Source organism: Hoeflea sp. BAL378 (genome assembly GCF_000759435.1).
GTDB lineage: Bacteria > Pseudomonadota > Alphaproteobacteria > Rhizobiales > Rhizobiaceae > Hoeflea.
Genome location: NZ_JRJG01000080.1, coordinates 26,618 through 39,503, shown reverse-complemented (window position 1 = coordinate 39,503; position 12,886 = coordinate 26,618). Strand labels below are relative to the sequence as shown.

General features: G+C 64.9%; 10 protein-coding genes. 4 read left to right on the top strand and 6 right to left on the bottom strand.

Annotated features, from left to right (window positions below; genetic code table 11):
* Window positions 1-187 precede the first annotated feature (187 nt).
* The 3 genes from LL06_RS17265 to xylF form a co-directional block, all read right to left on the bottom strand.
* The gene (locus LL06_RS17265) at window positions 188-964 is read right to left on the bottom strand and encodes an ATP-binding cassette domain-containing protein (protein ID WP_201772352.1); all 777 of its coding nucleotides are present in this window, start codon (window positions 962-964) and stop codon (window positions 188-190) included.
* Window positions 961-2,262, bottom strand: a complete 1,302-nt coding sequence (locus LL06_RS17260) for a sugar ABC transporter permease (RefSeq protein ID WP_035529658.1) — start codon at window positions 2,260-2,262, stop codon at window positions 961-963. The genes LL06_RS17265 and LL06_RS17260 overlap by 4 nt, the downstream gene beginning before the upstream one ends.
* An 87-nt stretch (window positions 2,263-2,349) precedes the next feature.
* Window positions 2,350-3,384 (bottom strand): D-xylose ABC transporter substrate-binding protein, encoded by a 1,035-nt coding sequence (xylF, locus tag LL06_RS17255; RefSeq protein ID WP_035529657.1) that lies wholly within the window; start codon window positions 3,382-3,384, stop codon window positions 2,350-2,352.
* 218 nt (window positions 3,385-3,602) lie between these two features.
* Here xylF and LL06_RS17250 point away from each other — a divergent pair, with 218 nt between their 5' ends.
* The 3 genes from LL06_RS17250 (at window position 3,603) to LL06_RS17240 (ending at window position 7,986) form a co-directional block, all read left to right on the top strand.
* Entirely contained in the window at window positions 3,603-4,823 is a 1,221-nt protein-coding gene (locus LL06_RS17250; RefSeq protein ID WP_161784989.1) for an ROK family transcriptional regulator, read from the top strand.
* Between the two features lie 68 nt (window positions 4,824-4,891).
* Window positions 4,892-6,328, top strand: a complete 1,437-nt coding sequence (locus LL06_RS17245; protein WP_035529655.1) for a di-heme oxidoredictase family protein — start codon at window positions 4,892-4,894, stop codon at window positions 6,326-6,328.
* Window positions 6,325-7,986, top strand: a complete 1,662-nt coding sequence (locus tag LL06_RS17240; protein WP_052161677.1) for an ASPIC/UnbV domain-containing protein — start codon at window positions 6,325-6,327, stop codon at window positions 7,984-7,986. Before LL06_RS17245 ends, LL06_RS17240 begins: the two co-directional genes overlap by 4 nt.
* Before the next feature lie 46 nt (window positions 7,987-8,032).
* Here the strand turns inward: LL06_RS17240 and LL06_RS17235 are convergent, their stop codons facing one another.
* The gene (locus LL06_RS17235; protein ID WP_161784988.1) at window positions 8,033-8,728 is read right to left on the bottom strand and encodes a helix-turn-helix transcriptional regulator; all 696 of its coding nucleotides are present in this window, start codon (window positions 8,726-8,728) and stop codon (window positions 8,033-8,035) included.
* 357 nt (window positions 8,729-9,085) lie between these two features.
* Between LL06_RS17235 and LL06_RS17230 the strand changes: the two genes are divergently transcribed.
* Window positions 9,086-10,714 carry a long-chain-fatty-acid--CoA ligase gene (locus LL06_RS17230; protein WP_035529652.1) on the top strand — a complete coding sequence of 543 codons (1,629 nt, stop codon included), beginning with the start codon at window positions 9,086-9,088 and terminating at the stop codon, window positions 10,712-10,714.
* Window positions 10,715-10,783: 69 nt separating this feature from the next.
* Here LL06_RS17230 and ugpC read toward each other — a convergent pair whose 3' ends face one another.
* Complete coding sequence (ugpC, locus tag LL06_RS17225) at window positions 10,784-11,869, bottom strand: sn-glycerol-3-phosphate ABC transporter ATP-binding protein UgpC (protein ID WP_035529650.1); 1,086 nt, start codon at window positions 11,867-11,869, stop codon at window positions 10,784-10,786.
* A gap of 68 nt (window positions 11,870-11,937) precedes the next feature.
* Window positions 11,938-12,753, bottom strand: coding sequence for an IclR family transcriptional regulator (locus LL06_RS17220; RefSeq protein WP_035529706.1), 816 nt, complete (start codon window positions 12,751-12,753; stop codon window positions 11,938-11,940).
* Window positions 12,754-12,886 lie beyond the last annotated feature (133 nt).

Genomic DNA, 12,886 nt, shown 5'->3' with positions numbered 1-12,886 from the left:
GCAATAGGGTTTTTCAAGATTCTTTATCTTTTGGTAAACTTGCGCAAGCCTCTGTTACCTTACGTGTTTTGGGCAGAAAGCAACTCGGGGAGATCGTCCGCTTCGGGCGCATTTGCGGCAACGCAACAAAAAAACCGGGGCTTTGCAGCCCCGGCTTCAATGGGATCGGTAATGGGAGGCGCTGTGATCAGGCGGTCTGGACGGCGCCCGGTCCAGGCGTGGCGTTTGGCGGGCATTTGCCGGCGATAATCATGCCCAGCAGATCGTCCTCGGAGACCTCATCGACCTTCACGGTGCCGACGAGCTGGCCGTTCTTCATGACATTGGCCCGGTCGCACAGCATCTTCACCTGGTGAATGTCGTGGTCGATCAGCAGGATGCCAATTCCCTCTGACTTGAGCTGGTCGATCAGCTCCGCCACCATGCGGGTTTCCTGCACGCCGAGCGCCGCGGTGGGCTCGTCCATGATCAGGATCTTGGCGTTGAAATAGACCGCGCGGGCGATGGCGACCGACTGCCGCTGGCCGCCCGAGAGCCCCGACACCGGCGTGTGGAAGCGCCGGAAGTTCGGGTTGAGACGCTTCATGATCTTGCGCGTCTCCGCCTCCATCAAGGCGTCGTCGACAAAGCCCAGGGGCGTTGTCAGCTCGCGTCCGAGAAACAGGTTCGACGCCGCGTCCAGATTGTCGGCAAGTGCGAGATACTGGTAGATCGTCTCGATCTGGAGATTGCGGGCGTCGCGCGGATTGTTGATCGTGGCCTTCTGGCCGTTGATGAAGATCTCGCCGCCGTCGCGCGGCAGGGCGCCCGAGAGCATCTTCATCAGCACGGACTTGCCGGCGCCGTTGTGACCCAGGACGCCGACGACCTCGCCGGGGTAGAGATCGATGGTGACGTGATCGACGGCCTTGATGCCGCCGAACGACTTCTGCATGTCGCGCATTTCAACGAGAGGCGTGGTCATGTTTTGTCTCCCGTCCTGCGGCGATAGAGAATGTCGATGAAGACGGCGAGAACCAGCACGGTGCCCACCACCATGTTCTGGTAGGGCGCGTCGACGCCGACCATGGCCATGCCCGACTGCAGGCTCTGCATGATCAGCGCGCCGAGGATGGCGCCGTAGATGGTGCCCATGCCGCCCGACAGCGCCGTGCCGCCGATCACCGCCGCGGCAATCACGCGCAACTCGTCGAGCGTGCCGATGTCGTTGGAATGGAAGGTCTGCCGCGACGAGGCGACAACCGCCGAGATGGCGCATAGCACGCCCATGATGGCGAAGATCTTGACGGTGAGCAGCCGCGTGTTGATGCCCGCCAGTTCAGCGGCCTCCGGATTGCCGCCGGTGGCGAAGATGTAGCGGCCGAGCCGGGTGCGCCTGGCGACGATGGTCATGATGAAGGCGATCAGGATCAGCAGCAGCACCGAGATCGGCAGGCCGTAGCCCAGGACCAGGCCTTCGGGCATGGTCTCGCCGCGCGCCTCGAAGATGCGCACGAGCCGGGCGGTCGGGATCTCATAGGCGTTGAGCACCGCCACCAGGCCGACGATCGCGGCGGTGGCGATGGCGCCCATGAAGAACTCCGCCCAAAGCGGCTTGACCGGGAACTCGTGCAGGACCCGGTTCCGGCGCGACTGGAAGATCGCATAGAAGGCGCCGAGCACCGCGAGCGCGGCCACGACCCAGCTCCAGGTCTCGCCGAGCGTGCCGTTGATGCCGCCAAAAAGCTGGAAATTCTCGTCGAGCGGGCCGATGGTCTGGCCGTCGGTCAGGTGCCAGGCGACGTTGCGCCAGACCAGGAACCCGCCGAGCGTGACGATGAAGGCCGGAATGGACAGATAGCCGATCAGCCAGCCGTGGAAGGCGCCGATCACAAGGCCCGCCAGCATGCCGACCAGGATGGCGATCGGCATCGTCAGCGGATGATTGAGCCCCAGGCCCAGCCATTCCGGCGTGACCACGGTCTGCATCATCGCCATGATCGCCGAACAGGTCGCCAGAAGCGATCCGACCGACAGGTCGATATGGCGGGTGACGATGACGAACACCATCCCCGTCGCCATGATCGCCACCGACGCGGTCTGGATCGTCAGGTTGAAGATGTTGCGCGGCGTCATGAAACGGCCGTCGGTGAGAAGATTGAAGATCAGGCAGATGACGACGAATGCGCCGATCATTCCGATAAGTCGTGTGTCGAACTCGAGCGCGGCGAAGAAGCTGCGTGGCTTCGCCTGCGGACTCGTGGCTGGGGAGGTCTCGGTCATGGGCCGTAATCCGGATAATGGGCGTCAAGCGTCCCCACCCCGAAGGATGAGGACGCAGTTGACGCGATTTATAACTGAGCCTGAAGCTTAGTTACAGGGAGCCGGGCCGCCGGAGACGCCCTGGCAGAGGTCTTCCTTGCTGATCCAGCCGGCATCGACGACCGTGGCCAGATTGTCCTTGGTGATCGGAACCGGAGCAAGGAACAGGGCGGTCATCTTGGTGCCGCCGGGCGAGGTCCACTCGATCGTGCCCTCGATGTCGGACATCGCCGTGCCGCCAGCGAGCTTGGCGGCGATTTCGCCGGCATTCTTGCCGAGTTCACGGGCGTCCTTCCAGACGCTGACGGTCTGGGTGCCATTGGCGACGCGGTTGAGGGCGGCATGGTCGCCGTCCTGACCGGAGACCGGAATGCCCTGCATGCCCTGCGCGGTGAGCGCAGCGACAGCGCCGCCGGCGGTGCCGTCGTTGGAAGCGACCACGGCATCGACCTTGTTGTCGTTGGCGGTCAGGATCTGCTCCATGTTGCGCTGGGCGTTGGCGGGAAGCCAGCCGTCGGTATAGGCCTCGTCGACAATCTTGATGTCGCCGGCGTCGATGGCCGCCTGCAGGACTTCCTGCTGGCCGCCGCGAAGGAAGTCGGCGTTCGGATCGGTGGGCGAACCCTTGATCATCACATAGTTGCCCTTGGGCGCTGCGGCGAGAACGGCGCGGGCCTGCATGCGGCCGACTTCGACGTTGTCGAAGGTCAGGTAGAAGGCGCGGCTGTCTTCGATCAGGCGGTCATAGGCGATGACCGGAATGCCTTCGTCGGCAGCGGCGGTCACGGCCGGAATGATCGCCTGGGTGTCCTGCGCCAGGATGATCAGCGCGTTGACGCCCTGCGACATCAGGCTTTCCACATCGGAGAGCTGCTTGGCTGCGGACGACTGCGCGTCGGTCGACACATAGGTGTCCCCGGCGGCCTCGATGGCGGCCTTCATCGCGGCTTCGTCGGTCTTCCAGCGTTCTTCCTGGAAATTCGACCAGGACACGCCGATCTTCTTGCCGTCCGCCAGGGCGACGCCGGCCATTGCGGCTGTCATGACGACGCCAGCAACAAGAGTGCTCACTAACTTTCTCATCTAAACCTCCCGGGTGCATCAGGATGCACAATTACAAACATGCCCGGCAATCAGGCGCCAGGTACGCCTCTGAAGCTTTTTAATTCGAGCCTCGAAAAAAATCGTGACTCAAAAGCGCTTGCATGTCAACATGAAACACAATTGTGACAAGTTGTTGCAATGCAACGTAAATATTGCATTGCACCCGGATTGTGAGGAGGCATACCGGGACAATGACGATGGTTCTTCGTTCCGACGACATGCGGCGACGCAATCGCCTGCGCATCATCGAGATCGTGCGGCGCGGGGGCACGGTGAGCCGTGGCGAAATCGCCCAGGCCGCCTCGCTCAGTCCGGCGACGGTGTCGACGATCTCGAGCGAACTGATCGCCGAGGGCGTGCTCATTGGTCGCAGCGCCGAAACCGGTGCCAGCGTGGGCCGAGGCCGCCCGAGCGTCGGCCTGTCGGTCAACCCGCAGTTCCGCCACGCGGTGCTGATCATTCTCAAGATCGGCGCGGTGAATGTCGCCATCGTCGACTATTCGGGCAAGGTGATCGCGCGGGAGCATTTCCATCTCGACATGGCCAATGTCTCCATGGAGGATTTCCGCCGGACCCTGATCACCGAGATCCGCCAGACCTGGGACGCCTCAGGGCTCCCAGCCAGCCAGCTCGGCGGCATCTCGATCGGCGTGCAGGGCACGACCGACATCGCCGGGCTCAAGCTGCTGCGCTCGCCGATGACGCCGCTCACCGACATTCCGATGGCCTTCTGGCTGGAACAGGAATTCGGCGCGCCGACGCGGCTCGCAAACGACTGCGACCTGATCGCCCGCGCCCTCAACTGGCGCTATCCGGAGCGCTACAGCGACAATTTCGCGGCCATACTGCTCGCCCACGGCGTCGGCATGGGGCTGTTCCTGCGCGGCCGGATCATCAACGGCACACAGTCGTCGGGCACGGAATTCGGCCACATGCTGCACCAGACCGACGGCGCGCTGTGCCGGTGCGGGTCGCGCGGCTGCATCGAGGCCGACGCCGGCGACTATGCGATCCTGCGCCGCTACCGCGGCAAGCGGCCCGACGTGAAGCCGGACAGCCATGTCGAACCGGCGGAGATCTTCCGCATCGCCGAAGCCGCCCGCAAGGGCGACGCGCTGGCGGCCGCGGCTTTCGCTTCGGCCGGGCGTGCGCTGGGATCGGGCCTGGCGGGCATCTTCGCGCTGGTCGATCCGTTCCGGGTGGCCTTTGTCGGCCATGGCGCGGCGGCTTTCGACCTGATGGAGCCGGCGCTGCGGGAAGTTCTCAGGAACTCGAACGCCTCGGCGGCGAGCGATATCCCGGTCGATCTCTATGTCGACGAAATGCCGCTGGTGCTGGACGGCTGCGGCATCGGCGCGCTCTCGGACATCGACGCCACCCATGCCGACCGGGTGTGGGACGCGATGAGGAACGGATGATGGCCGGGCGGACCAGGAACCGGACAGGCCGGATCCCGACTGTCCCCGACTCAAGGAGAAGCAGAAGCATGGTCTCGATCACCACGATGTCCCGGGCAGCCGGCCTCGCCCTAGTCGTCGCACTGCAGACGGGATGGACGCCGGCAGCCTTGGCCGACGAGCCCTGGGCGGAGCGCACGCGGGCCCTGGGCGCCGTGACGGAGATGCCCACCGGGGTCTTGTCGAAAGCGGATCTCGCGCGCCTGACCGCGACCGGACAGGCGCTGTTTGAAGCCAACTTCACCACCCTGGACGGGGTCGGCCGGCCGCAGGCGACGCAGGCGATCGATCCGACCCGGCGCAAGCACCCGCGCGCGCAGGTGTTCTTCCGCACCGCCGGCCCCGATGCGGGATCGTGCGCTGCCTGCCACAACCAGCCCGCCACCGGCGGCGCCGGCGACTTTGTCGCCAATGTGTTTGCCTCGGAAGGGTTCGAAAGCGCGGATTTCGATTCGCTCGATCCGCAATTCTCCAGCGAACGGGGCACCAACCACCTGTTCGGCGCGGGCCTGGTCGAACTGCTGGCGCGCGAAATGAGCCACGAATTGCAATCGATCCGCACCGAGACGCTGCGCCAGGCGCGCACCGAGGGCGCGCCCGTGCGGCGCAAGCTCGAGACCAAGGGCGTGGAATTCGGCTTCATTGCCGCCGAACCCGACGGCTCGGTCAATCTCGACGAGCTCGATGGCGTCGACACCGATCTGGTCATCCGCCCCTTCAGCCAGAAGGGCGTGATGACGTCGCTGAGGCAGTTCACCGTCAACGCCATGAACCAGCACCACGGCATGCAGCCCGACGAGCGATTCGGCGCGCGCTGGACCGGGTCGGATGATCATGACGGTGACGGCGCCTTGAACGAGATGTCCGCGGCCGACGTCTCGGCGCTGGTGGCCTGGCAGGCGACGCTTCCGGCGCCGGTGAGGCAGGTTCCGGAGGTCGACGGCTGGGCCGAAGCGGCGGCGCGCGGCGAAGCCGGTTTCTCGGCTTTGGGCTGCACCACCTGTCATCGCCCTGCCCTGCCGCTCGACAGCCTGTCCTTTGCCGATCCCGGCCCGTTCGACCAGGCCGGCACGCTCAATGACCGGCAGGTCGCGCAAACGGCGATCTACGATTTCACGGTGCTGGACTGGGCGGCGGCGCTGCCCCGCGACGATCGGGGCCGGGTATTGGTGCCGCTGTTCGGCGACCTCAAGCGGCATGTGATGACCGACAACCAGATCAATGCGCTCGGCAACGAACTGCTGTCGCAGCGCTTTGTCGAACGCAACATTTTCCAGACGGCGGAATTGTGGGGTATCGGCTCGACCGGACCCTATGGCCACCGCAACGACTTCACCACGCTCGACGAAATCATCCTCGCCCATGGCGGCGACGGACGCCAGGCCCGCGACGCCTATGCCGCGGCCCCGGACGCGGACAAGTCGGCATTGATCGCATTTCTCAAGACCCTGGTGATCCTGCCATGAAGCCCATGCGTTCCCTGTTTTTCGCCCTGCCGGCTCTCGGCGGTCTCCTTCTCGCCCCGCTCAGCACACCTGCCGCGGCGGGGGCTGATTTCAGCTCCGACGTGCCGATCCTGCACGAGGAAGCGCTCGAAGCCGGCATCGACCACAGCTACACCGGCGGCTGGGAGTTCTTCGTCGGCGGAGGCGTGGCGAGCTTCGACTGCAATGGCGACCGCCGTCCCGACCTGGTGCTTGCCGGGGGCGCCTCGCCGGCCGAATTCTTCGTCAATGAAAGCCAGACCGGCGGAGCGCTCGCCTTCAAGCCGCTCGAGACCGGGCTTGACCCGGAGGACCTCACCGGCGTGCTCGGCGCCTATCCGCTCGACATCGACAATGACCGGCACATGGACCTGGTGCTGCTCAGACTCGGCCGCAACCTGGTGCTCAAGGGCGGCGCCGATTGCCGGTTCCAGAAGGCCAACAGGGAATTCGCCATTGATGGCGGCCGGGCCTGGTCGACCGGGCTCTCGGCGATCTGGGAGAAGGGCAACCGGTTCCCGACCATGGCGATCGGCAATTATGTCGACCGCTCGGCGCCCGGAACGCCGTTCGGGACCTGCGAGCCCAACCAGTTGCTGAGGCCGCGCCCGGGCGACGCGCCCGATTATTCCGAGCCGCTGACGCTGGAGCCCGGCTACTGTGCGCTGTCGGTGCTGTTTACCGACTGGAACCGGTCGGGCCGGCCGGATCTCCGGATCACCAATGACCGGCAGTACTACCGCGACGGAGAGGAACAGCTCTGGCAGATGGCGGAGGGCCGCCCGCCGCGGCTCTATTCGAAATCGCAAGGGTGGCAGCGGCTTACCATCTGGGGCATGGGAATCGCCGAAACCGATTTCGACGCCGACGGTCTGCCCGAATACGCGCTGACCTCGATGGGCGACACCAAGATCCAGAAGCTCGACGAGGAGGCGGGCGAAGACCGGCCGACCTACCGCGACATCGCCTTCGAACGCGGCGCCACGGCGCAGCGGCCCTATACCGGCGGCGACCACAAGCCCTCGACAGGCTGGCACAGCCAGTTCGCCGACATCAACAACGACACGCTCACCGACCTGTTCATCGCCAAGGGCAATGTCCAGGCCATGCCCGATTTCGCAAGCTTCGACCCCGACAACCTGCTGCTGGGCGGCTTCGACCAGGCCTTCCACGAAAAGGGCGGGGAAGCCGGGATCGCGCTGCGCACGCGCGGCCGCGGCGCGGTGGTCGAGGATTTCAACATGGACGGCATGCTCGACCTGCTGGTGGTCAACCGCGAGCACCCGGCGAGCCTGTTCCGCAATCTCGGCGCGGAAACGGACTGGGGACACCGGCCGATGGGCAACTGGGTGAAGATCGAGCTCGACAACGGCAAGATCAATCCGGACGCGGTCGGATCGCTGATCTCGGTGCGCACCGGCACCCGCACCCAGACCCGCAGGATCCAGATCGGCGGCGGCCATGCCTCGGGCCGGGCGGGCTTCGTCCATGTCGGCCTGGGCGTGTCCGAGCGCGCCACCATCCGCGTGCAGTGGCCCGACGGAGAATGGAGCCACCCCTACCGGGTGTTCGCCAACCAGCATGTGCGGATCATCCGCGGTGAAGCCAATGCGCGCTACTGGTACCCGGCGACGCCGTGAGCCGGCACCGGCCGCGTGAGCCGAGCCGCAAACGCGGCCGCTGCCCTCAGTCGATGTAGCCGTTGCGCATGGCGTAGGCCACGGCCTGGGTGCGGTTGACCGCGCCCACCTTGCGGGCAACATTGTTCAGGTAGTGGTTGACGGTGTGCTCCGACAGTTCGAGTATCTGGCCGATTTCAACCGATGTCTTGCCGGCGGCGGTCCAGAGCAGGCATTCCCGTTCGCGATCGCTCAAGGGAGACGCGGACTTGGCCGGCTTGGCGGACACCTCCCGCAACTTATTGTGCAGCAGATGCCCGTAGAGGGTCATTTCCGCGGTTTCGCCGAAGCTCATCGGCGGGCGGTCGCCCAGGAAGCAGACCGCCGCAGCGCCATGGTCGGGGTCGTAGACCGGAACGACGAACCAGCAACCGAGATCGGGTTCGTTTCTCACCGCGGCAGCGAGCGCCTGATACCGGGCCGGGTGATGCATACCGCATTCCTGAAGCCGGTACTCGAATGGCAATATGGTCTCGCGGATGATCACGGCGAGCGGATTGACCGCCGTGGTGGCGATGTCCTCGCATTTCTGGATCAGGTCGGAGGGCGCGGAGGTGATGACGATCGCCTCGGAAAACGGCCCGCTCGCGGAGCCCGGCTTGTTCGCCACCAGGAAGAACTTGAACCCGAACAGTGACGTGACTTCCCGGAGAAACCGGAAAATATCGAACTGGGAAACGCATTGCTCCAATCGCTGGCGCACCAACTGCATTTCCTGCTCCCGGGAGATCTGCCCGCTCAGTGCCGCTGCAGCCTCAAGCGCTCTCTCTGCTTCATGTTTTGGCATAACTGAGCTTTGACCCAAACAGACCCGATTGTATTCCCCTAGGCAAGAGTCGCTCCCACCCCCCGAACTGCGTTTTCCCGCTTATACTTGTAAGCGCTTACGCCACACCGACAGAACTGAACATCACGCGAATCTTATGGACAACCCTAATTAAGAATCGTCTAAATTTAAAGAGATGCAAAACCATACTCCCCAGATACTTTCGTATTGTCCCCCACGGCGCATCGGTCATACTGTCGGGCTTAGGATGAGGAAAATGCAAAAGGGAACAATATGCTTGGGATGATGCAAGAATGGCCGCTGCTTTGCCACAAGGTGATTGACCACGCGGCCATCTATCACGGACGGCGGGAGGTGGTTTCGCGGTCCGTCGAGGGACCATTTCACACCACGACTTACGGCGACATTCGCGCCCGCGCGCTCAAGCTCGCCCAGCGGCTCGACCGCGATGGCTGCGGGATCGGCGACCGGATTGCGACGATGGCCTGGAACACCTGGCGGCACCTGGAGAGCTGGTACGGGATCCTGGGCATCGGCGCGGTGTATCACACGCTCAATCCGCGGCTGTTTCCCGACCAGATCGCCTGGATCATGAACGACGCCGAAGACAGGATGCTGTTCGTCGATCTCACCTTCGTCAAGCTGGCCGAGATGATCACGCCGAAGGTGCCGAGCCTCGAGCGGATCGTCATCCTGACCGACGACGCGCACATGCCCGAGACCTCGCTCAGGAACGCGGTGTCCTACGAGAGCTACATCGCCGAGGGCGACGGCGATTTCACCTGGCGCGAATTCGACGAGAGAACGGCCGCCGGTATGTGCTACACCTCGGGCACCACGGGCGACCCCAAGGGCGTGGTCTATTCGCACCGCTCCAACGTGCTGCACGCCATGGCGGCGATCCAGCCGGACATGCTCAATCTCTCCTCGCGCGACCGGCTGATGCCGGTGGTGCCGCTGTTCCACGCCAATGGCTGGTCGACGGCCTTCTCCGGGCCGATGTCGGGCTGCGCGATGGTGATGCCCGGCCCGGGCATGGACGGCGCGTCGATCTATGAAATCCTCACAAGGGAAAAAGTCACCATCACCGCGGCGGTGCCGACCGTCTGGCTGATGCTGCTCCAGCACATGGAAAAGCACGGCGGCGAGTTGCCGAACCTCAGCCGCGTCGTGATCGGCGGCTCGGCCTGCCCGCGCGCGATCACCAAGGCGTTCCAGGACGATTACGGCGTCGAGGTGATCCATGCCTGGGGAATGACGGAGATGAGCCCGCTCGGCACGCTCTGCTCGCTCAAGCCGGAATACAGCCATCTCGAGGGCGAGGCCAGGCTCGACATCCAGGCCAAACAGGGCCATCCGCCGTTCACGGTCGAGATGAAGGTGACCAACGACGAGAACGAGGAGCTTCCGTGGGACGGCAAGACCTTCGGCCGGCTCAAGGTCCGCGGCCCGGCGGTCTCGTCCTCCTATTACAAGGGCCGCGGCGCCGAGCAGTTCGATGCGGAAGGCTGGTTCGACACCGGCGACGTCGCCCATGTCGACCCTCATGGCTACATGCAGATCACCGACCGGGCCAAGGACGTGATCAAGTCCGGCGGAGAATGGATTTCCACGATCGAGATCGAGAACCTGGCCGTCGGCCATCCCGACGTCGCCGAGGCCGCGGTGATCGGCGTCGCGCATCCCAAATGGGACGAGCGTCCGCTGCTGGTGGTGGTGGTCAAGGAAGGCCGGTCGCCCAGCAAGCAATCGCTGTTCGACTTTCTCGAAGGCAAGATCGCCAAATGGTGGATGCCCGACGACGTGGTGTTCATCGACGAGATCCCGCACACCGCCACCGGCAAGATCCAGAAGACCGTGTTGCGCGACCGGATGAAGGATTATCACCTGCCGACGGCCTGACACCCGACCGGATGCAGGCACGTCCGGGATCCGCCGCGCATGGGTATGTGCGGCGGGTTCGTCTTGGTTTCAGCGCAGACGCAGACCTGTCTTGGCGTCGAACAGGAACGCCCGTGCCGGATCGAAGCCGGTCTTGAGCACGTCGCCTTCGCGCGCCTCGCGGTTGCCGCGCAACTCGATGGTGAGCGGCAGTTCGTCCTCGGAGCGCGAATAGGCGAAGGACGAGCCGCCGAGGTTCTCGATGACGTCCACCGGCGTCTCGATCCTGACCGACCCCGCCGGATCGAAATGCTCCGGGCGAATGCCGAGCGACAGCTCCGCGCCCTTCGGCGGATGGCCGGACCTGATGGCGACCGGGACGGTGACGGCGCCCATGTCGGGGAGCCGCACCGTCAGGATCTCGCCGTCGGAAGCGTCGACGACCGCCCTCAGGAAGTTCATCCGCGGGGAGCCGATGAAGCCGGCGACGAAGCTGTTGTCGGGATCATCATACAGGTGCAGCGGCGAGCCCACCTGCTCCACCCTGCCCCCGCGCAGCACCACGATCTTGTCGGCCAGCGTCATGGCCTCGACCTGGTCATGCGTCACATAGATCATGGTGGCGCCAAGCTCCTTGTGCAGCTTGGCGATTTCCAACCGCATCTGCACGCGCAGTTCGGCGTCGAGGTTGGACAACGGCTCGTCGAACAGGAACACCTTGGGCTGGCGGACGATCGCCCGGCCGATGGCGACCCGCTGGCGCTGGCCGCCGGAGAGCTGCTTGGGCTTGCGGTCGAGCAGCGGTTCGAGATGCAGGATGGCCGCGGCGCGGGCGACGCGCGCCTTGATGTCGTCCCTGGGATGGCCGGTCATCCGCAGGCCAAAACCCATGTTCTCCTCCACCGTCATGTGCGGATAGAGCGCATAGGACTGGAACACCATGGCGACGCCGCGATCGGCCGGCTCGACATGGGTGACGTCGGTTCCGCCGATCTCGAGCGTGCCGCCGGTGGCGTCCTCCAGCCCCGCGACGAGCCGCAGGAGCGTGGATTTGCCGCAGCCCGAGGGGCCGACAAACACGGTGAATTCGCCGTCCTCGACGCTGAGGTCGACGCCGTGGATGACATCCACCGACCCAAAGGATTTCTTGACCTTGCGGAGTTCAAGCCCTGCCATGTTCTCTCCCTTTCCTCCACCCCGCATCCTTCGGGGTCAATTGGTCGCGCCGGCTGGCCGGCGCGGCGTCAGGTGCGCGGCCCGAGCCGGGGCGCCATGTCGTCCATGATGGCGTTCGCCGCTTCCCGGACCAGCCCTGCCCAGGACTGCAGCGCCTCCATCGAGACCCGGTAGGCGGGCCCGGTGACCGAAATCCCGGCGACGAAGCTGCGGTCGGCCGAATGGACCGGCGCTGCCACGCAGCGAATGCCGATCTCGTGCTCCTCCCGGTCATAGGCATTGCCGGTGGCGCGGATTTCGGCGATCTCGGCCCTGAGATCCGCGGCGGTGACGATGGTGTGTTCGGTGAAGCGGCGGAAGGCGATCTGCGCGATGACCGTGTCGAGAACGGCGTCCGGCAACGCCGACAGCGCCGCCTTGCCGACGCCGGTGCAGAACACCGGCGAGGCATTGCCGATCTGGGAATACATCCGCACCGCCTGGCGGCTTTCGACCTTGTCGAGATAGATCACCTCGGTGCCGCGCAGCACGCCCAGATGCACGGTCTCGCCGGTCCGGTCATGCAGGGTCCTCAGATGCGGCTCGGCGATGGTGCGGAACTGGTTTCCGGCCCAGGCCTTGGCGGCGAACTTGAGCAGCCTCAGACCCAGCGAATAGGAATGGTCGCGGTTGAGGCTCAACAGTCCCTCCTCGACCAGATTGCTCAATTGCCGGTGCAGCGTGCCGCGCGGCTGGTCGCAGCGGTCGAGGATTTCGGTGAAGCGCATCGGCGCCTCGGCGGAGGCGACGATGTCGAGCACGGCGATCGCCTTGCCGAGCGTTCCGGTGTCAGTCGGCGGCCGGGATCGCGCCGTCGGGCCGGCTGTTTCCGGCGCGGCGGGCACGGGCGCGCCGGTGTCGTTGCTGCGTCTGTCGTCCACATTCCCTCCCCCGGCGCCACAAATGCGATCCTGTTTTGCCGCTTGACATTCACTACACCATAGTTCGATAATTCTGAATAGTCAAATTGTGTTCCAA